The organism is Bradyrhizobium zhengyangense, assembly GCF_022012555.1.
Classification (GTDB): domain Bacteria; phylum Pseudomonadota; class Alphaproteobacteria; order Rhizobiales; family Xanthobacteraceae; genus Bradyrhizobium; species Bradyrhizobium zhengyangense.
Window position 1 is genome coordinate 579,211 of record NZ_JAKLTZ010000001.1, and the last position, 19,565, is coordinate 598,775.

Below are 19,565 nucleotides of genomic sequence, written 5' to 3' on the forward strand. Positions count from 1 at the left end.
CCTGGAAGGGCCCGCCGGATGCGGGCGCGTTGCGATTAACTGTTTTCGCTCGTCATATAGAAGCTTCCAGGGGCAAGCGCACCCCGCCAGATGGCGAATCTTCGATTGTTTGTCGCCATTTACCGGTAGATTTCCGGGTAGTCCGAATCACCGGAAGGGCTTGACGGCCCTCCGCTGCAATGCATCATGGCGCCAATGAGCACAATCAAAACCGTCTGTGTCTATTGCGGGTCCGGCCCCGGAACCAATCCCCACTTCACCGAAGGCGCCGAGGCGTTCGGCAAGGCACTCGCCGAGAACAACATCCGCCTGGTCTATGGCGGCGGCTCGCTGGGCCTGATGGGCTCGGTCGCGACCTCCGTGCTGGATCACGGCGGCACCGTCACCGGCATCATTCCCGAATTCCTGCGCAAGCGTGAGAATGCGCTGACGCGCGTGCAGGAGATGATCGTCACCCCCGACATGCACGAGCGCAAGCGGCTGATGTTCGAGCGCTCCGATGCCTTCGTGGCGCTGCCGGGCGGCCTCGGCACGCTGGAGGAGCTGGTCGAGCAATTGACCTGGAAGCAGCTCGGCCGGCACGCCAAGCCGGTGCTGCTCGCCAACATCGACAATTTCTGGGAGCCGCTGTTCTCGCTGCTGTCGCATATGCGTCAGACCGAGTTCATCCGCGCCGGTCTTTCGGTCGACATCCTCAAGGCCGATCGCGTCGAGGACATCCTGCCGAAGCTGAAGGCGGCAGCGGCACAGATCGCCGAGACGGAAAAGCAGCTCGCTCCGGAAGTGGCGCGGAAGCTGTAAGTCTATTCTGCCGGAAACGTCACCGCCTCGATCCGGTTGCCGTCGGGATCGGACACGAAAGCCGCGTAGTAGCGCACGCGGTCATGCGGGCGGATGCCCGGCGCACCATCGGATGCGCCGCCGCTCGCAACCGCTGCGGCGTGGAATGCATCGACCTCACCTGTCGTCTTCGCGCGCAGACAGATGTGCACGCCGCTCTCCGGGGGGACAGGCGGCATGGCTTCGCGCAAGTTGATCCAGAATTCGGGATAGGCCTTGCCGAAGCCGACTGTGCGCGGTCGCGTGACGAGGCGCGTGAGCCCAAGCGCCGCGAGCGTGGCCTCATAGAATTTTGCGGAGCGCTCGAGATTGCTGACGCCGACGGAGATGTGGTCGATCATTGTTAGCGATCCTCTCTCCTCGTCATTGCGAGCGAAGCGAAGCAATCCAGACTGCCGCCGTGGAAAGACTCTGGATTGCTTCGCTACGCTCGCAATGACGGTGTTTGCGGCACCACCGGTCCCTACGCCGGCGCGCCCGATTTCACGAGCTTGTAGATCACCGAATCCATCAACGCCTGGAACGAGGCGTCAATGATGTTCGGGGACACGCCGACCGTGGTCCAGCGATCGCCGTTCTCGTCCTCGCTCTCGATCAAGACGCGCGTCACCGCGCCGGTGCCGCCATTGAGGATACGGACGCGGTAATCGATCAGCGTCAAGCCTTCGATGTATTTCTGGTACTTGCCGAGGTCCTTGCGCAAGGCAACGTCGAGCGCGTTGACGGGACCGTTGCCTTCCGCGGCCGAGATCAGATGCTCGCCGGCGACGTCGACCTTGACCACGGCGAGCGCCACGGTGACGCGCTCGCCGAGCGCGTTGTAGCGCTGCTCGACATTGACGTCGAACTGCTCGACCTCGAAATAATGCGGCACCTTGCCAAGTGTCCGGCGCGCCAGCAGGTCGAACGAGGCATTGGCGGATTCATAGGCGTAGCCCTGCGCCTCGCGCTCCTTCAACTCCTCGACCAGCCGCGTCAGCTTCGGATCACTCTTCTCGTAGGCGATGCCGGCACGATCGAGCTCGGCAATGACGTTGGAGCGGCCGGCCTGGTCTGACACCAGCACCTTGCGGTGATTGCCGACCGTTTCAGGCAGCACATGCTCGTAGGTCTGCGGATCCTTCATCACGGCGGATGCGTGAATGCCCGTCTTGGTGACGAAGGCGCTCTCACCGACATAGGCCGCATGGCGGTTCGGCACGCGGTTGAGCATGTCATCGAGCGTGCGCGAGACTTTGACGAGGGTCGCCAGCTTCTCCGGCGTGACCGAGATCTCGAAGGCGTCCGAAAATTCCTTCTTCAGTTTCAGCGTCGGGATCAGCGAGCAGAGATTGGCATTGCCGCAGCGCTCGCCGAGGCCGTTCAGCGTCCCCTGGATCTGCCGCGCTCCGGCGCGGACCGCGGCGAGCGAGTTGGCCACTGCCTGCTCGGTGTCGTTATGGGCGTGGATGCCGACATGATCGCCGGGAATGTGTTTTGTCACCTCAGTGACGATGGCCTCGACCTCGTGTGGCATGGTGCCGCCATTGGTGTCGCACAGGACCACCCAGCGCGCGCCGGCGTCATAGGCCGCCTTGGCACAGGCGAACGCAAAGCTGGCATCTTCCTTGTAGCCGTCGAAGAAATGCTCGCAGTCAAGCATGACCTCGCGGCCAGCGGCCTTTGCGGCTGCGACGCTGTCGCGGATGGAGGCGAGGTTTTCCTCTTTCGTCGTCTCCAGCGCGACACGGACCTGATAGGCGGAGGATTTTGCCACGAAGCAAATCGCATCCGCCTTCGCCTCCAGCAGCCCGGCGACACCGGGATCGTTGGAGACCGAACGCCCTGCCCGCCGCGTCATGCCGAAGGCGGTAAAACGAGCATGGTTGAGCTTCGGCTTGGAGCTGAAGAACTCGGTGTCGAGCGGATTGGCTCCGGGATAGCCGCCCTCGACATAGTCGATGCCGAGATCGTCGAGCATCCCTGCGATGACCTGCTTGTCGGTCAGCGTGAAATCGACGCCGTTGGTCTGCGCCCCATCACGCAGTGTGGTGTCGAATAGATAAAGGCGCTCCCTGTTCATTGCAGCGCTCCTGACGCCGGTGTCGTGCCGAGCGTCTTCTTCATGGTGGTGTTGGCGAGCCACTCGTCGTTGACGGTGACGCTGTTGCGCTGCTGCGCCGCGTAGCCGCGCTTGGCGAAAAAGTTTTGGGCGGTGTCGCTCGCATCGACCGTGAGGTTGGTGGCGCCGCGGCCGCCGGCAAGCTTCTCCAGCGCGTCGACCAGCAGGGTTGCGATCCCCTGCCCCGCCACGGCCGGGTGAACATAGAGCATGCGGATATGGTCGGCGCCGCGAAGAGAGGCAAAGCCGACGGGCGAGCCGTCAAGCGTCGCCACCAGCGTCAGGTCGGACGCGAGCCCCTTGCCGAACTCTTCGTCCTCCGCTGTCTCCATCCAGGCTTGCTGCTGCGCCTCGCTATAATCGTCACCGGTCAGCTCCTCGATGCTGGCGGTGAAGATGCCGGCAAGAACCGGCACGTCAGCCGGCAAGAAGGGCCGCAAACCGGGCTTTGGCAAAGTCTGTCCCATCGTCTTCACCACATCCCATAGAGCTTGAGCACCAGCGCCACCGCAGCGCCGAGCAGGAGGATTTTCAGCGCGATGTAATAGAGCCAATGCCTCGGAAAAGGCGTGTCGGGCCGGGTCATCGCTTGAGCTCCCAGGTCGTCACCGGCTTGCCCTCGGCGTCCTTGCCATCCTTGATCAGGACCCCCATGGCGGCGAGCTGATCGCGAATACGGTCAGACTCGGCGAAATCCTTGCGCGCACGCGCGGCCGTCCGCTCCGAGATCAGGCGTTCGACCTCGTTGACGTCGACGCCGCTCGCCTGCTGCTTGCGATCCCTCCATTGCGCCGCGCTCTCGGAGAGGAAGCCGAGCAGCCGCAACGAGCCCGCAAGCGCGGGCACGTCGCTGCCCCGTAGGCCGTGCAGCGCCGCGATCGCCTGCGGTGTGTTGAGATCGTCGAGCAGCGCGTCGACCACGGACGCAGCCGGCTTGCCGGGTTCGACGTCGGCGGCGATCCGATACCAGTCGTCAAGCGTCTTGCCGCTCTCCTCCAGCGACTTCATGGTCCAGTCGATCGGCGAGGTGTAGTGCGTTTTCAACATGTTGAGGCGCAGCACTTCACCCGGCCAGTCCGCCAGCAGTTCGTGGATGGTGATGAAGTTGCCGAGGCTCTTCGACATCTTCTCGCTCTCGACCTGCAGAAAGCCGTTGTGCATCCAGTAGTTCGCCATGCGCTGCCGGTGGAAGGCGCAGCAGGTCTGCGCGACCTCGTTCTCGTGATGCGGAAACACGAGATCGATGCCGCCGCCATGGATGTCGAACTGCTCGCCGAGATGCTTCCACGCCATGGCCGAGCACTCGATGTGCCAGCCCGGACGGCCCTCGGCCTTGATGCCTGATGGCGACGGCCAGGATGGCTCGCCGGGCTTGGATGGCTTCCACAGCACGAAATCGGTGTTGTCCTTCTTGTAGGGCGCGACATCGACGCGGGCGCCGGCGATCATCTCGTCCAGCGAGCGATTAGACAGCGCGCCGTAGCGCGGCAGTCCGTCGTTGGCCGCATTCATCGCCTGCGGTGAGAACAGCACGTGGTCCTCGGCGGCATATGCGAAGCCACCGGCAACGAGCCGTTCGATGATCTCGCGCATCTCGGCGATATGCTCGGTCGCGCGCGGCTCGACGCTCGGACGGAGCGCGCCAAGCGCATCGACGTCGGCGTGAAACTGCCTGCCGGTCTGCTCGGTGACCTTGCGGATCGCCTCGTTCAACGGCAGGCCGGGAAAGTCCCGCGCGGCGCGGTCGTTGATCTTGTCGTCAACGTCGGTGATGTTGCGGACATATTTGACGTGCGCCTCGCCATAGAGATGGCGAAGCAGCCGAAACAGCACGTCGAACACGATCACCGGCCGGGCGTTGCCGATATGGGCGAAGTCATAGACGGTCGGTCCGCAGACATACATGCGGACGTTGTTCGCATCGAGCGGCACGAAGGTGCGCTTCTCCTTCGTCAACGTATCGTAGAGACGCAATTCCATATGGACACCCGTCGGCTGTTGGCCGGGCGTCCAGTGCTCTCAATGTGTTTTGAGAAAAGACGGCTCCAGCCAGCGAATCGCTAGCTCGTAATCTCGCGGCAAATAATGCAGATGGCGAGGAGACCGTTCATGCGGCGACATATGGGCTATCAGGCCGGCTTTCGTCAAGAGAGCCACGGAAATGCCGCTTTATTTCCGCAAAGCGCGGCCCCCCGCCGAGATGGTTCATCATCCTTAACCATTTGAGCCCATTCTGGAACTGGCGGTTCCTATTTTTGCCCCAAGGTGTTTTCATGCGATCCTTGCTCGCGCTTATTTCCTGCGCCTCGATCCTTGCTGCATCCAGCGCCTGGGCCGAGACCCGCGTCTTCATCATTGGCAACCAGGCCGACGGCCATGGCGTCGACCAGTGCCTAGCCAAGGGCGATAAATGCGGCGCCCAGGTCGCCCGCACCTACTGCCAGTCACGGGACTTTGCACAGGCATCCGCCTACCGCCGGGTCGATCCCGACGAAATTACCGGCTCTGTCCCCAAATCCGGCGCAAACTGCTCCCATGGCCATTGCGACGAATATGTCGCAATCACCTGCCAGCGCTGAATTCGCTCGGAACTGGCGGACCTTAGGACCAGTCTTCGGCCCCTGAAACGACGTGACGATGCCGCGGGAAGCGGCTATTGGAGGGCGCGCGTCGGCCTCCCAAATCGCATCGGTAAGTCACTTGCGGCCGTGACCTCGCTAGAATGGCGGATATGCCTGAATTTTTGTCTCTGTCCCGTCCCCGCTTTCTCCTTGCCTGCACCGTGCTTCTCAGCGTCGTGCTCGCCACCGATGCCTTCGCCCAGGCTGGCCCGCCCGGAGCGGCGCCGCCTCCGCCTGCCCAAAGCGGCCTCGGACCGAACCCGATGTGCGTGCGCCTGGAAGGCCAGCTCGCCGCGCTGGATCGCGGCGGCAGCGACCCTGCCCGCGAGGACCAGATCCGCCGCTACCAGGATTCCCAGGCCAAGCAGCAGGCTGAGCTCGATCGCGTCACCATGCAGGCCAAGCGCATGGGCTGCGACTCGTCCGGCTTCTTCTCGCTGTTCAACGGCCAATCCGCACAATGCGGTCCGGTTAACACCCAGATCCAGCAGATGCGCGCCAACCTGGACCAGATCACTAGCAATCTCGAGCGCCTGCGCGGTGGCGGTCCGGGCGGCGGCAACCCCGAGCGCGACAGCCAGCGTCGCTCGGTGCTGATTGCGCTCGCGCAGAACAATTGCGGCCCGCAATACGCCAATGCCGCGCAGTCGCAAGGCGCCGGCAACTTCCTGAGCAATCTGTTCGGCGGCGGCAACAACCCGAATAATCCGCAAGGTGTGCCGCCATCCGATCTCGGCCCGCAATCCGGCACCTATCGCACCGTGTGCGTGCGCACCTGCGACGGCGCCTATTTCCCGATCTCGTTTGCGACCGTGCCGGCGCGCTTCCCGGACGACGAGAAGACCTGCAAGGCGTTGTGCCCGGCAGCCGAAGCGGTGCTCTATGCCCACCGCAATCCCGGCGAGGACATGAACTCCGCGGTCTCGATCAGCGGTCAGCCCTACACGTCGCTGCCGACCGCCTTCAAATTCCGCAGCGAGTTCAACCCGTCCTGCTCCTGCAAGGCGGCCGGCCAGAGCTGGGCCGACGCGTTGAAATCGGCCGACGACAAGGCCGCGGTCGAGCAGCAGGGTGACATCATCGTCACCGAGGAAAGCGCCAAGAAGATGCAGCAACGGCAGCTCACCAAGGGCGCACCTGCGAATGGCAAGAAGGGCGCAGCTCCGGCCACCGCCGCCGCGCCGGCGACGACGCCACCTGCGGATTCGAGCGCAACCGCGACCTCGGAAAACAAGCCGATCCGCTCGGTCGGCCCGACCTTCCTGCCGCAGCAGAAGTAGTAACTCAGCCCCCAACTCAGCTGTCATGCCCCGCGAAAGCGGGGCATCCAGTACTCCGCGGCGCCGATTGGTTTTCACGATATCCGCCGCGGAGTACTGGATCATCCGCTTTCGCGGATGATGACAGCGGAATGAATGGCTACCCCTCGAACGCGTCGATCGACGCCTTGCTGCCGCGTGACACCAGGGTCTCATCGGGTGCGGGCAGCTTCTCGCCCCGATCGCGGAAGCGGTTGGTGATGGGATAGCGGCGGTCGCGGCCGAAGTTTTTGCGCGTGACCTTCACCCCGGGTGCGGCCTGGCGGCGCTTGTATTCGGCGACGTTGAGCAGATGGTCGATCCGGGACACCGTCTCGCGGTCGAAGCCGGCTTCGATGATCTGGTCGAGCGGCTCCTCGCGTTCGACCAGACGCTCCAGGATCGCATCGAGCACGTCGTAAGGCGGCAATGAATCCTGATCGGTCTGGTTTTCACGCAATTCGGCCGTCGGCGGACGCGTGATGATATCAGGCGGAATCACCTCGCCTGCGGGCCCGAGTGCCCCCTCCGGCTTCCATGCATTGCGCAAGCTTGCGAGCCGAAACACTTGGGTCTTGTAGATGTCCTTGATCGGATTGAAGCCGCCGTTCATGTCGCCATAGAGCGTGGCGTAGCCGACCGACATCTCCGACTTGTTGCCTGTCGTCACCACCATCAGCCCGGTCTTGTTGGAGATCGCCATCAGCAGCGTGCCGCGGGTCCGAGCTTGAAGATTTTCCTCGGTAATATCATGCGGCAGGTTCTTGAAGAGGCCGGACAGGATGGTCTCGAAGCCGGTTACGGCTTCCGCGATCGGCAGCACTTCGTAACGGATACCGAGATGGCCGGCGAGCTCGCCGGCATCGGCAATCGAGTGAGCCGCTGTGTAACGATACGGCAGCATCACGCCATGCACCTGATCTGCCCCAAGCGCATCCACCGCGATCGCCGCACACAGCGCGGAGTCGATGCCACCGGAGATACCGAGCAGTACACCGGGAAAGCCGTTCTTGGCGACGTAGTCGCGCAGGCCCAGCACACAGGCAGCGTAATCAGCGCGGTCGCCTTCGGGCTGCTCTGCGATTGGACCGGTGCAGCGCCAATCCCCGCCGGTCCTGACGAAGCGCAAGGTCGTGACGCTCTCTGCGAATGCCGGCAGTTGCGCGGCGAGCGAGAGATCGCCATTGAGCGCGAACGAGGCTCCGTCGAACACGAGTTCGTCCTGGCCGCAAACCTGGTTGAGATAGACCAGCGGCAGGCCGCTTTCGGTGACGCGCGCGACCGCCACCGACAGACGCACATCGTTCTTGTCGCGGGCATAGGGCGAGCCATTCGGCACCAGGATGATTTCGGCGCCGGTCTCGGCCAGCGTCTCGACAACGTTCTCGTAATCCTCGGACTCCTCCAGCCAGATATCCTCGCAGATCGGCACGCCGATCCGCACGCCACGCACGGTGACAGGACCTGAGGCAGGCCCGCGCGAAAACAATCGCTTCTCGTCAAACACGCCGTAATTCGGCAGATTGCATTTGAACCGCAGGCCGGCGATGCGCCCGCCATCGAGCAGCGCGCAGGCATTGTAGAGCTTGCCGTCCTCGACCCAGGGCGTGCCGACCAGCAAGGCCGGGCCACCGTCAGCAGTCTCGCGCGCGAGCGTTTCGATCGCGACGCGGCAGGCCGCCTGGAAGGCCGGCTTCTGCACCAGATCCTCCGGCGGATAGCCGGCGATGAACAATTCCGGAAACAGCACGAGATCGGCGCCATCGGCGATGGCGCGCGCGCGTGCGACGCGAACCTTGGCGGCATTGCCCTCGATATCGCCCATGGTCGGATTGAGCTGGGCGAGCGTGACCGCGAAGGCGTTGAGACGTTCGGTCATGGCCGCCTCGTCCAGCTAGAGGAATCCCAATCGCTCGACGATGGCGATGATCCAGAATGCGCCGGCCATCAGCAGCGCGACGCCAACTGCAGCCGAGCCCATGTCCTTGACCCGCCCGATCTGCTTGTCGTGATCCATGGTCAGGCGGTCGGCGAGTTTCTCGATCGCGGTGTTGAGCAGCTCCACGACCAGCACGAACGCAACCGCACACACGAGCTCAACTGCCCGCATCGCGGTTGCGGCGACGAACCACGCCACCGGCAGCGACAGGATCAGCGCAAAGACCTCCTCGCGGATGGCCTGCTCCGAACGGAACGCAAAGGCCATTCCGTTGCGGGAATTGATCGTGGCCTTCCAGATCCGCAGCAAGGTCTTAGAGCCCCGCTGCGGCCGGCATCGGCCGAACCTTGCCGGCTCGTTCCTGCTTCAGCAGTTCGGCGACCAGGAAGGCCATGTCGATGGATTGCTCCGCATTGAGCCGGGGATCGCAGACCGTGTGATAGCGGTCGTTGAGATCCTCGTCGGTGATGGCGCGGGCGCCGCCGATGCATTCGGTAACGTCTTGGCCGGTCATCTCAAGATGCACGCCGCCGGCATGAGTGCCTTCCGCGGCGTGGATGGTGAAGAACGACTTCACCTCCGACAGCACGCGATCGAACGGCCGCGTCTTGTAGCCTGACGTGGAGGTGATGGTGTTGCCGTGCATGGGATCGCACGACCAGACCACCACCTTGCCTTCGCGCTTCACCGCGCGGATCAGGCCCGGCAGATGATCGGCGACCTTGTCGGAGCCGAAGCGGTTGATCAGCGTCAGCCGGCCCGGCTCGTTGTCGGGGTTGAGCACGTCGATCAGCTTCAGCAGCTCGTCGGGCTTGAGCGACGGGCCGCACTTGAGGCCGATCGGGTTCTTGATGCCGCGGAAATATTCGACATGCCCGTGATCGAGCTGGCGGGTGCGGTCGCCGATCCAGATCATGTGGCCAGAGGTCGCGTACCAGTCGCCGGTCGTGGAATCGACGCGGGTCATGGCCTGCTCGTAGCCGAGCAGCAGCGCCTCATGGCTGGTGTAGAAATCGGTGGCGCGCAGCTCCGGATGGCTTTCGAGGTCGAGGCCGCAGGCGCGCATGAAGTTGAGCGCGTCCGAGATGCGGTCGGCCAGCTCCTTGTAGCGGCGGGATTGCGGTGAATCCTTGAGGAAGCCGAGCATCCACTCATGCACGCTGCCGAGATTGGCGTAGCCGCCGGTCGCGAACGCGCGCAAGAGGTTCAACGTCGCGGCCGACTGGCGATAGGCCATCAGCTGGCGCTGCGGATCCGGCACGCGCGCTTCCTTGGTGAAGGCGATGTCGTTGACGATGTCGCCGCGATAGCTCGGCAGCTCGACGCCATCAACCTTCTCGGTCGGCGACGACCGCGGCTTGGCAAACTGGCCGGCGATGCGGCCGACCTTCACCACCGGCACGGCGCCGGCATAGGTCAGTACCACCGCCATCTGCAGCAGCACGCGGAAGAAGTCGCGGATGTTGTTGGCACCGTGCTCGGCAAAGCTCTCGGCGCAATCGCCGCCCTGCAGCAGGAAAGCGTCGCCGGCCGCAACGCGCCCCAGCGCCTTTTTCAGATTGCGCGCCTCGCCGGCGAACACCAGCGGCGGAAACGTTGCAAGCTGCGCCTCGACGTCGGCCAAGGCCTTGGCGTCGGGATATTCGGGCACCTGTAGCACCGGCTTGCTGCGCCAGGACTCGGGCGTCCACCGCTCGGACATCGCAATCTCTCCGTGAAGCGAAAAGTGCAACCTGATCTGTGGGTTGCGAGGGCCGCCTTATACACAGGCTGGCGCGACATCGCCAGTTGTAAATCCATTTCGCGACGCAAACCCTTGCGGGAAAAGCCGAATTCGCATTTGCTGGGGGGTGGCAGAGCAAACCGGCAAGACAGCTTCCCCCATGGACGCGCCACTGGACGACGTTTTCATCGACGAGATCAGCTTCCCGGCGACCGACGGATATGCGCTGACAGGCACGCTGTTCCTGCCGCGCGGCGCCAAGCGCCATGCCGTCCTGATCAATTCGGCGACCGCCGTCCCGCGCAAAATCTACAAGGGCTTTGCCTCCTACCTCGCCCATCGCGGCTGCGCGGTGCTGACTTACGATTATCGCGGCATTGGCGACTCCCGGCTGCCCGCGATGGTCGGCTACAACCAGCCGAAATCGCTGGTTGGCTTCAAGGCCTCGATGTCGGACTGGGCCGCGCAGGACGTCACCGCCGCGGTGCGCTGGATGCGTGAACGCTATCATGGCCTTCCGCTCGCTTACGTCGGCCACTCCTTCGGCGGTCAGGCGCTCGGGCTGATCGAGAACAACAGCGAGATTTCGCGCGCGGCGTTCGTGGCCTCCCAGGCCGCGACCTGGCGGCTGATGACGTCGCCGGAGAAATATCGCGTCTTCGCCTTCATGAACCTCATTGGCGTGCCGCTGGTCCACGCATTCGGCTACGCGCCAGGCTGGGTCGGCATCGGGGAGGATTTGCCCAAAGGGGTGTTCCTGCAATGGGCCGATTGGGTTTCGAGCCCGCGCTATCTGTTCGATTCAAAACTGCCGGCGCTGGAGAACTTTGCGAAGTTCAAAGGCGAGCTGCGCGCGCTCTGCTTTTCCGACGATCCCTGGGCGACGCGGCCCGCTGTCGAGCTGCTCACGTCAGGTTTCACGGCGATCAAGCCGGAGGTGCTGACAGTGAAGCCGTCCGACGTCAGCGCAAAAACGATCGGCCATTTCGGCTTCTTCCGCCCCGACCATCGCGACACGCTGTGGCGCGGCGTGGCGGAGTGGATCCAGGGGGAGTGACGTCTGGCGGCGGCATTGCCGCTCATCACGTCTTCGTTGTCTGCCAAATTGAAACTGATTTCCGCCACCGTCGTTTGCGAATGCCAAAGGGGCGGCAACGCGGTTGATCTCGTTGCGACCACACTCGACGCGACGAGGACATCATGGAACATCACTCCAGGAGCGGCGGCCCCGTCAGCGAAAGCAAGGTCCCCGAGGTCACGCTCGGCTTCTGGATCATCAAAATCGCAGCCACGACGCTGGGCGAGACCGGCGGCGATACCGTGACGATGACGCTGAACTGGGGTTATCTCGCGGGTACGTGCCTGTTCCTGGCGGCGATGGTCGTCCTCGTCGCGGCACAGATCCGCGCGCAGAAATTCCATCCAGCACTTTATTGGTCAACCATCGTGGCCTCGACCACCTTCGGGACCACGATGGCCGACTTCGCCGACCGTTCGCTCGGCATCGGCTACACCGGTGGCGCGACGCTGCTGCTGGTCTGTCTCGTGCTGGTGCTCGGCCTCTGGTATCGCTCGGAAGGAACCATCTCGGTCAACAGCGTCAGCAGCCCGCGGGCGGAAGCCTTCTACTGGGGTGCAATCACTTTCTCGCAGACGCTGGGGACCGCGCTCGGCGACTGGATCGCCGACACCGGCGACATGGGCTATCGCGGCGGCGCGCTGATCTTCGCGGCCGGACTCGCCGTGGTCGCAGCGCTGTATTTCTGGACGCGTGTCTCGCGCGTGACCCTGTTCTGGGCCGCCTTCATCCTGACGCGACCTCTGGGCGCGACCGTCGGCGACTTCCTCGACAAGCCGCTCGGTCAGGGCGGGCTGGCGCTCAGCCGACCATTGGCCTCCGCCGTCATCGCGGCATTCATCGTGATCTGCCTGCTGCTGATTCCGCAGCGCGCCGGACAGCATCCGGGCGATCACGCAGCCGAGCGCGCCTAGCGAATGATCGTCGTCAGAGACGAGTAGCGCTTGTTCGGCTTGGCTTCCGCCGCCGAGAATTGCGCAAAGGCGTCGCTGACGCGGGTCGCCGGCGGCGTGTCGCTGGCGAAACGGAATTCCTGCGGCTTCGGCGCGTAGAAGCTGGCGCTATAATAGGAATCGTCGAAGCGCGCCTCGCCGACCCCGAACAATGTGTCGCATGCAAACAGGAGTGCGTAGACTCCCATGACTGCTGCGACGACCTCCTTGAGAACTGACATGTTGATGCCCTGCCCTTTTGCGGCAGAATGCAGGTCGGTTCCAAACCTCTGGTTTAAGGCGCCAGGCTTCTTATCCGCACGGTTTGCCGCTCCTGAACGGATTGCAGACAATTTTATCGATCTCGAAAAGAGAGCCCGCTTGATTAGGCGTCATCAAGAATGGCAAGCTCGAATTAGAACCGTTCAAGAGACGCCGTCATGTCGCGCGCGAGCGCCAAATCTCTGCCCCAGCTGAGCCTTCGCATCGACCTCGACGGCGAGGACCGGATCGGGCCCGGCAAGATCGAGCTTCTGGAGCAGATCCGCGAACAAGGCTCGATCTCCGCGGCCAGCCGCGCCATGGACATGTCGTACAAGCGCGCCTGGGATCTCGTCGACGAGATCAACCGGATCTGCGGACATCCCGCGGTCGAGCCGCAGGCCGGCGGCAAGAACGGCGGCGGCGCCATGCTGACCCCGTTCGGCGAAAAGCTTGTCGCGCGCTACCGCAAGATCGAGCGCGACGCCGCACGCGCCGCGCACAAGGACCTGGAAGCACTCAAGAGCGACATCGTCCGTTCCCGCAAGTCCTCTTGACCGTCAATTCGGCCGCGCCATCATCTTGGGCATCGGCTGGACCAGCGCTTCGCCCAGCAGGCTCTGCTCATCCCTCGGGATCGAGAAGCGGACCTTGAAACCGTCCTCGGTCTCCAGCGTGATGATGCGCTGGGTCGTGTCGGTGGATTGTTCCAGCACCCAGGATGCCAGCGGATAGGCGTAGCGCAAGCTCTGGTTGCCGTAGCGAGCCTTCAGCGCCGCCTCGAGCAATCCGGGCAGCGTCATGATGAGAGCGCCGACCTGGTTGAGCGAGACGCTGACCGCGGCGGGATTGCCCGACACATCCTCGAAGCCCAGCGAGATCGCTCCGCCATCGGACGCTACCTCGCAGGTCGTGAGCTGCCTCACCTTGATTTCCATCGTCACGTCCCGGGAACACACTCCGCTATATCCGTCACGATATATCGACACGTCGAGCCGCGTCCAGCCGCTTTTTCTGGAATTGATCGATATCCGAGGGTCTACGAAACTCTCACATAACGCGGCGGATCAGAAGACCGGATGGTCCTTCAGCGCGGCGATCACCTGCTGGCCCGGCACGGTGAGGCGATAGGTCACCAAGGGGCGGCTCGACGGCGGCTTGCGGTCGATCTCGACGATATAGCCGCGCACCATCAGCGCTTCGAAGCTGCCATAGTAGCCGTACATGCTGATCTCTTTCTGCTTGAGCAGCTTGAACTCGCGCAGCAGGCGGATCTCGTTGCCCGAGAGCAGCGAGCGGCGCACGCGCTGGACGAAGCTCGCGCGCTGCTCGAACCAGCCCGCATCTGGCAGCTCTCGCGAAGACGGCAAGGCGTCGCGGTCGCACGGACGCGCCTCGACTTCGGTTTGCACCACCCGCTGCGACGGCAAGCTACTGCCGACCGCTTCCCTGGCATCGTCGAGCAACGCGATCGGCCAGCGCCGCTTGTTGTCGACCATGACAGGCGGCGGCACGACATTGTCGCGCACCAGCTGCTCGAAGCGGCCGGCGGTCACGCCGACATAAGCAGCCGCGCGGCGGCGGTCGACCAGACGGGCATCCCGCCCGTGCTCCAGCTCGCAAGCGATCGTCTCATTCACCCCAAAATCCCCTGCCGCATCGTTGCGGGCGCGTCACCGCGCGGGCCCGAGGGGCCCGTTGGCACATGACACTAGGGAGAACTCAGCGCTCTCAAAAGGCAGAGAATTTCGCACAGGTTGCTGCCGTTTCGGCAACAGCTATAGTGGCACCAAGGGTCCCATGCGCTTTCATTCACCTTCGATCCAGTACTTTCACGCCGTCCGTCGCACCGGCTCGATCCGAGCCGCAGCACGCCTCCTGAACGTCGCTTCCTCGGCCGTCAGCCGGCAAATTCTCAAGCTTGAACAAGAGGTTGGATCGCCCTTATTCGAGCGAACCGCGCGCGGCCTGACGCTGACTACAGTCGGCGAGATGCTGGCACGCCACGTCATGAACGTGCTGCAGGACCTCGACCGCTTCCGCTCGGATGTCGCCTCGCTGTCCGGCGCCTGGCACGGCACCATCAGCATCGCCTGTATCGAGTCCCTCACGGAGTCGGTGTTGCCGGATCTGATCGCCTCACATCGCAGCAGGAATCGGCGTGTCAGCTTCACCACCGAGGTGATGGGATCGTCCGACGTGCTCGAAGCCCTGCGCCGGGGCGAGGCCGATATCGGCATCGCCATCGCGCTCATTCATCCGCCCGATCTGCGCCAGGTCGCATTGAAGCGGTTTCGCCTCGGGGCGCTGGTCGCCCGCGAGCATCCGCTGGCGCGCCGCAAGACCGTGACGCTGGAGCAATGTCTCGCCTTCCCCGTCATTCAGGCGCTGCCGGAGCTGTCGATCTACCATCTGCTGCAGCCCTTGATCGCGCAGCTTTCCGAGACGCCGGAGCCGGCGATCCAGGCCAACTCGATCGACCTGATGCGCGAGCTCGCTGCGCGCGGCGTCGGCGTCGCCTTCCAGACCCAGCTCGGCATCGGCAGGCTGTCACGCGACGCGCAGCTCGTGTTCCTGCCGCTCGACAATGCCGGCAGCCCGGTCTGGTCGGATCTCGGTATCTATGTCCGCGCCGAGCGCACCCTGCCCGCGTTCACGGACTCATTTCTCCAGGAACTGGTGCGCGAACTGGGCGAGCGCGAGCGACGGGAGAATGGCTCCTATCCGCAAGTCGTGTGATGAGGCGTCGCAGTAGTTTCCCGGAATAGGGCTGAGGGCCGGCCATCTGATACCTTCCACGCATTATTTCCCCTCCTCCTGGCAGCGCGCCGTATCCAGACATGCCGATACGTCAGCTCACAGCTTCGCGCATCCTCCGCATCGAGCGTTTCTCGGACTTCGACGAGTTTCGCGCCAATGACGTCCTCGGCCTCGGCGTCAGCACGCCGCTGCGCCCGCATGAGGTCTCGCTGTCGCGCGCCATCCTGCCGCTCCAGGACGGGCTGTTCGTGTTCCAGCGCGCCTTCGCTCGCCGTTTCGAGGCCGAGGTCGGCACCGACCAGGGCATCGGCCTCACGGTCCCGTTTTCGTTTCACTCAATCACCAACGGCCATGAGATCGACAGCTCCGTGGTGAACGTCGTGCGTGGCAAGGTCCCGATCGATTCCCTCGCATATGGCACCAACACCTACCTGATGATGCGCTTCAACTCGGAAATGCGCCATCGCGGCTGGGCTGACTACACCAGCGGGCTTAGCTATTACCGTCCACAAGACGCGGCCATGACACGGCTGCGAACCGCGATCACGAGCATGTTCAACCTGGCCTCCAGCCTCAACGACCCCAGGGAGTTCGCCATGCTCAACCGGCCGATCCAGGAGACGCTGCTCGCCTGCCTCGACGACACGCTGGTGGCGTCCGACAGTCTCCGCGCACGGCCGGGTTCGTTCGACAAGCACCGCAAACTGATCGCGCAGCTCGACGAAGTCGCGGCGACGTTCGGCAGCCGCCCGCTCTACAGCGAAGACCTCGCCGCCGCGCTCAACATCTCGGTGCGCACACTCCAGACCGCGACGCATGCGGTGCACGGCGTGAGCTTGCATCATTATCTGCGGCTCAAGCGGCTGTGGTCTACCCGCATTCAGCTCATGTCCGGCTTCTCTGGCTTGAGCGTCAAGGCCGCGGCTCTCGGCAACGGCTTCTGGCACCTCGGCGACTTCTCGCGCGGCTACCGGGTGGCGTTCGGCGAGATGCCCTCCGAGACGCTGGCGCGGAGCCGGCGTCTCTGATCAGACCAGCTCACGTCATCACGCGTGACCGTTCTCCTTACGATGTCCATTCTCGCTGAGACGATCGACCCAGGCGATGCCGATCGCCGAGATGATGAAGGTCAGGTGGATCAGCACCTGCCACATCACGCCGGTCTCGGTGAAATTGCTGCGCGTGGTGCCGAGGTTACCCGCCTCGATGAAAGTCCTGAGCAGTGAAATCGAGGAGATGCCGACGATCGCCATCGCGAGCTTGATCTTGAGCACGCTGGCATTGACGTGGCTCAGCCATTCCGGCTCATCGGGATGGCCGCGCAGGTTCAGGCGCGAGACGAAGGTCTCGTAGCCGCCGACGATCACCATCACGAGCAGGTTGGAGATCATGACGACGTCGATCAACCCGAGCACGACCAGCATGATCTGCTGCTCGCTGGCGTCGAAGGAGTGCGCGACGAGGTGCCACAGCTCCTTCAGGAACAGCAGCACATAGACCGCCTGTGCGACGATGAGGCCGACATAGAGCGGCAATTGCAGCCAGCGCGAGCCGAAGATCAACCGCGGAAACAGGCCGATTGGCGGGTTCGCCAAAGGTGCTTTGGGTTCAGACGACATCAATGACTCCAGGAAGGCGAAGGCGGGGTTCAGAGGCTAGCGATCACGGGCGCGAGCTCGAGCGAGCCGCGATAGATCATCTCGAAGGCGACGTAGACGATGATGGCGAGACCGACATAGGCGATCCAGCGCTGAGTCTGCAGCACGCGGCCGAGCAGATCGGCGGCAACGCCCATCAGCGCAACCGACAGGAGCAGGCCGAAGACCAGGATGTAGGGATGCTCGCGCGCGGCACCCGCAACAGCGAGCACGTTGTCGAGCGACATCGAGACGTCGGCGGCAACGATCTGCATCGCCGCCTGCCCGAAGGTTTTCCGGGGCGCGGTCGCACCGGTCGCGCCGCCGCCATGGCTGAACGCGAGCTGTCTGGACTGCGCGGCCTGCTCGCGCAGCTCACGCCACATCTTCCAGCACACCCACAGCAACAGCACGCCGCCGGCCAGCAGCAGGCCGATCACTTGCAGAAGCTGCGTCGCGACGCCGGCAAAGACGATGCGCAAGCCTGTGGCGGCGATGATGCCGACGACGATGGCGCGGCGGCGCTGCTCGGCCGGCAGACCGGCGGCGGCAAGGCCGATGACGACGGCATTGTCGCCGGCGAGCACGAGGTCGATCAGAACGACCTGGACTAACGCGGTCAGCGCGTCAGCCGTGATGAAGTCGATCATGTCTCATCATTCTTCGGAGCGGACGGATCCAGCCAGTGCGGCTTGCGACGCTCGATCCAGTCGAAAGCCTTTGAGCGTGACGCGCGCAGCGCCGGCACGTCCTCGGCGAGCAGCGCGAGGCCGAGCGGCAGCATCCAGACGCCGAGCACCGGCAGGAAGGACAGCACACCACCGACGACGAGCAGCGCGCCCGAGGGAATCCGGACCCAGCGGCTGGAGGGTTGCAGGAGATAGTCGACGGTGCTGGCAACGCGCGGCGGCAAACGATGGACGAGCGCGTCGAGCCGCGGGTCGCCACCGGCAGGCCTGCCACTGGCAGCCTCGAATTTCGTCCTCTGCTCGTCCGAAGCTGCGCTCATGATCACCCCTTCGCGGCCGCTTCGACCGGCTTGGCGCGCGGCAGCACCAGCGTCAGCAGGCGCAACAGCTTGATCGCCTGCACTTCGTGCGGGTGCACGTCTTCGTCTGCCGCCGCGACACGCTCCGACAGCTCGATGAGATGGGACGACAGCGGCAAGTCCGAGACCGGACGCAGTGTGTCGATCACGACATTGGCAAAGTCAGGCTTTTCGAGCCGCGCAGCGAGCTCGTCGAACATGGAGGACAGGCGGTCATCGCTGATATGCGGCGCCAGACCGCGTTCCCTGATAAAGCGGATCACCTCGTCGCGCTCGACCGGAGAGACGCGGCGATCGGCGACGGCAACCAGCGCGCCTGATATCACCAGCGCCACCGCAGCCTGCTCATTGAAGCGAGATGGCTCGGTGATCTCGAGTTCGATGGGATTGGAATAGTTGGCGTCAGACATCGTTGCTCCCTTTGCTTGCGAAATGGCCGCACGGAGCTGCAATGGGGACGATCGGGTCGGAGAGAGCTCAAGAAGGCCCGACAATCGGCCGATCCATCGCATTCGCGCGGGACAGGTCATCCGACATCGCGAGGTTTTGCTGAGATGGTCAGCGTCCTCGCCAGAGGGGCCCGGATTCTTGTTCGCTTGAGAGATAAAGATGGGTGGGCCGTAATCAAGGCGACACGACTGCGACCAGCCGCCGCAGCGGGGTTCGGTTCCCGTCGTCATTGCGAGCGCAGCGAAGCAATCCAGGCTGCCACCGTGGAAGGACTCTGGATTGCTTCGCTACGCTCGCAATGACGGAGAAAGTTGATCTACCCCACCCGCTCCACGAGATGCGCGCGCGATGGTGACGGATCGAACCGGTCGCCGAAATACTGCGTTTCGTGCGCCACCAATCCGTCGCAGAATTCCATGATGCTGACGACGTAGGACGGCACACCGTCATAGGTCAACACGAATTCGCTGACCCAGAGATCGCCGCCGCCGATGATCCGCCGCACCGTGAAGCGCTTCTTGTTCGGCTGCACGAGACGGCTCTCCTGAATGTTCCGGCGGCCGCGGATGCGCTCGCCGGACTGCGGATAGTCGAGCACGGCATCCTCGCGATAGATGTCGTGCTCTGCCTCGAAATCGTTTGCATCCGAAGCATCCCAATGGCGCTGCAGCGCCGCGCGCATGGCCAGGTCATCCATCGCTACCTCCCGCCTTGTCGTTTCCGGTCCTTAAATCAGCGTGCAGTCGGCCGGCGGCAAGACCATCTAGCAAAGTCTAACAACGCCTAACGCGCCAAAGCCACGATCTGGATGCAGATTGACACTGCCTCGATCCGGAATCCGCCCGGTCGCAGCGCCGCGCAGGCCAAGCCGGGGAAC

23 protein-coding genes are annotated in these 19,565 nt (G+C 63.9%); 8 read left to right on the top strand and 15 right to left on the bottom strand.

What is annotated here, in order from left to right; genetic code table 11:
* Nucleotides 1-195 precede the first annotated feature (195 nt).
* Nucleotides 196-801, top strand: coding sequence for an LOG family protein (locus L6639_RS02835; RefSeq protein WP_237858756.1), 606 nt, complete (start codon nt 196-198; stop codon nt 799-801).
* 2 nt (nt 802-803) lie between these two features.
* Here L6639_RS02835 and L6639_RS02840 read toward each other — a convergent pair whose 3' ends face one another.
* From L6639_RS02840 to cysS, 4 genes are all read right to left on the bottom strand, one after another.
* On the bottom strand, nt 804-1,181 hold the full coding sequence (locus tag L6639_RS02840) for a VOC family protein (RefSeq protein WP_237858757.1): 378 nt from the start codon (nt 1,179-1,181) through the stop codon (nt 804-806).
* 122 nt (nt 1,182-1,303) lie between these two features.
* Complete coding sequence (gene cimA / locus L6639_RS02845; protein ID WP_237858759.1) at nt 1,304-2,902, bottom strand: citramalate synthase; 1,599 nt, start codon at nt 2,900-2,902, stop codon at nt 1,304-1,306.
* On the bottom strand, nt 2,899-3,408 hold the full coding sequence (locus L6639_RS02850) for a GNAT family N-acetyltransferase (RefSeq protein WP_237858761.1): 510 nt from the start codon (nt 3,406-3,408) through the stop codon (nt 2,899-2,901). The genes cimA and L6639_RS02850 overlap by 4 nt, the downstream gene beginning before the upstream one ends.
* 115 nt (nt 3,409-3,523) lie before the next feature.
* Complete coding sequence (gene cysS / locus L6639_RS02855) at nt 3,524-4,921, bottom strand: cysteine--tRNA ligase (protein WP_237858764.1); 1,398 nt, start codon at nt 4,919-4,921, stop codon at nt 3,524-3,526.
* 293 nt (nt 4,922-5,214) lie between these two features.
* Between cysS and L6639_RS02860 the strand changes: the two genes are divergently transcribed.
* Both L6639_RS02860 and L6639_RS02865 read left to right on the top strand, forming a co-directional pair.
* Entirely contained in the window at nt 5,215-5,520 is a 306-nt protein-coding gene (locus L6639_RS02860; protein ID WP_237858766.1) for a hypothetical protein, read from the top strand.
* Between the two features lie 143 nt (nt 5,521-5,663).
* A complete protein-coding gene (locus L6639_RS02865; protein ID WP_237858768.1) occupies nt 5,664-6,842 on the top strand; it encodes a DUF2865 domain-containing protein in 1,179 nt (392 codons plus the stop codon).
* 139 nt (nt 6,843-6,981) lie between these two features.
* Here L6639_RS02865 and L6639_RS02870 read toward each other — a convergent pair whose 3' ends face one another.
* The 3 genes from L6639_RS02870 to L6639_RS02880 are packed head-to-tail and all read right to left on the bottom strand — an operon-like array spanning nt 6,982 to nt 10,501.
* Complete coding sequence (locus L6639_RS02870; protein ID WP_237858770.1) at nt 6,982-8,739, bottom strand: NAD+ synthase; 1,758 nt, start codon at nt 8,737-8,739, stop codon at nt 6,982-6,984.
* A 15-nt stretch (nt 8,740-8,754) separates the two neighbouring features.
* Complete coding sequence (locus tag L6639_RS02875; protein WP_237858772.1) at nt 8,755-9,108, bottom strand: diacylglycerol kinase; 354 nt, start codon at nt 9,106-9,108, stop codon at nt 8,755-8,757.
* A gap of 4 nt (nt 9,109-9,112) precedes the next feature.
* The gene (locus L6639_RS02880; protein WP_237858774.1) at nt 9,113-10,501 is read right to left on the bottom strand and encodes a class II 3-deoxy-7-phosphoheptulonate synthase; all 1,389 of its coding nucleotides are present in this window, start codon (nt 10,499-10,501) and stop codon (nt 9,113-9,115) included.
* Between the two features lie 181 nt (nt 10,502-10,682).
* On the opposite strand from L6639_RS02880, the gene L6639_RS02885 reads away from it, so the two are divergent.
* Together L6639_RS02885 and L6639_RS02890 are read left to right on the top strand one after the other, a co-directional pair.
* Complete coding sequence (locus L6639_RS02885; RefSeq protein ID WP_237858775.1) at nt 10,683-11,579, top strand: alpha/beta hydrolase family protein; 897 nt, start codon at nt 10,683-10,685, stop codon at nt 11,577-11,579.
* A gap of 143 nt (nt 11,580-11,722) precedes the next feature.
* Entirely contained in the window at nt 11,723-12,514 is a 792-nt protein-coding gene (locus L6639_RS02890; RefSeq protein ID WP_237858776.1) for a COG4705 family protein, read from the top strand.
* On the opposite strand, the gene L6639_RS02895 is transcribed toward L6639_RS02890, so the two are convergent.
* Nucleotides 12,511-12,774 (bottom strand): hypothetical protein, encoded by a 264-nt coding sequence (locus L6639_RS02895; protein WP_237858777.1) that lies wholly within the window; start codon nt 12,772-12,774, stop codon nt 12,511-12,513. The two genes, L6639_RS02890 and L6639_RS02895, sit on opposite strands and share 4 nt — an antisense overlap.
* A gap of 198 nt (nt 12,775-12,972) precedes the next feature.
* On the opposite strand from L6639_RS02895, the gene L6639_RS02900 reads away from it, so the two are divergent.
* The gene (locus L6639_RS02900; protein WP_237858778.1) at nt 12,973-13,350 is read left to right on the top strand and encodes a winged helix-turn-helix domain-containing protein; all 378 of its coding nucleotides are present in this window, start codon (nt 12,973-12,975) and stop codon (nt 13,348-13,350) included.
* A gap of 3 nt (nt 13,351-13,353) precedes the next feature.
* Here the strand turns inward: L6639_RS02900 and L6639_RS02905 are convergent, their stop codons facing one another.
* Together L6639_RS02905 and L6639_RS02910 are read right to left on the bottom strand one after the other, a co-directional pair.
* Nucleotides 13,354-13,731 (bottom strand): hypothetical protein, encoded by a 378-nt coding sequence (locus L6639_RS02905; RefSeq protein WP_237858779.1) that lies wholly within the window; start codon nt 13,729-13,731, stop codon nt 13,354-13,356.
* 129 nt (nt 13,732-13,860) lie between these two features.
* Nucleotides 13,861-14,433, bottom strand: a complete 573-nt coding sequence (locus L6639_RS02910; protein ID WP_237858780.1) for a hypothetical protein — start codon at nt 14,431-14,433, stop codon at nt 13,861-13,863.
* A 160-nt stretch (nt 14,434-14,593) separates the two neighbouring features.
* Here L6639_RS02910 and L6639_RS02915 point away from each other — a divergent pair, with 160 nt between their 5' ends.
* Entirely contained in the window at nt 14,594-15,532 is a 939-nt protein-coding gene (locus L6639_RS02915) for a LysR family transcriptional regulator (protein WP_237858782.1), read from the top strand.
* 101 nt (nt 15,533-15,633) lie between these two features.
* Complete coding sequence (locus L6639_RS02920) at nt 15,634-16,581, top strand: helix-turn-helix domain-containing protein (RefSeq protein WP_237858784.1); 948 nt, start codon at nt 15,634-15,636, stop codon at nt 16,579-16,581.
* Between the two features lie 18 nt (nt 16,582-16,599).
* On the opposite strand, the gene L6639_RS02925 is transcribed toward L6639_RS02920, so the two are convergent.
* The 5 genes from L6639_RS02925 to L6639_RS02945 all read right to left on the bottom strand — a co-directional run bounded on the left by L6639_RS02925 (nt 16,600) and on the right by L6639_RS02945 (nt 19,385).
* A complete protein-coding gene (locus L6639_RS02925; RefSeq protein WP_237858786.1) occupies nt 16,600-17,172 on the bottom strand; it encodes a TIGR00645 family protein in 573 nt (190 codons plus the stop codon).
* A gap of 29 nt (nt 17,173-17,201) precedes the next feature.
* A complete protein-coding gene (locus L6639_RS02930) occupies nt 17,202-17,840 on the bottom strand; it encodes a TerC family protein (RefSeq protein ID WP_237858789.1) in 639 nt (212 codons plus the stop codon).
* Nucleotides 17,837-18,199: a hypothetical protein gene (locus tag L6639_RS02935; protein ID WP_237858791.1), complete on the bottom strand. Its 363-nt coding sequence runs from the start codon at nt 18,197-18,199 to the stop codon at nt 17,837-17,839. The genes L6639_RS02930 and L6639_RS02935 overlap by 4 nt, the downstream gene beginning before the upstream one ends.
* A 2-nt stretch (nt 18,200-18,201) precedes the next feature.
* The gene (locus tag L6639_RS02940; RefSeq protein WP_237858793.1) at nt 18,202-18,648 is read right to left on the bottom strand and encodes a TerB family tellurite resistance protein; all 447 of its coding nucleotides are present in this window, start codon (nt 18,646-18,648) and stop codon (nt 18,202-18,204) included.
* Nucleotides 18,649-19,004: 356 nt separating this feature from the next.
* Nucleotides 19,005-19,385, bottom strand: a complete 381-nt coding sequence (locus L6639_RS02945) for a nuclear transport factor 2 family protein (RefSeq protein ID WP_237858795.1) — start codon at nt 19,383-19,385, stop codon at nt 19,005-19,007.
* Nucleotides 19,386-19,565 lie beyond the last annotated feature (180 nt).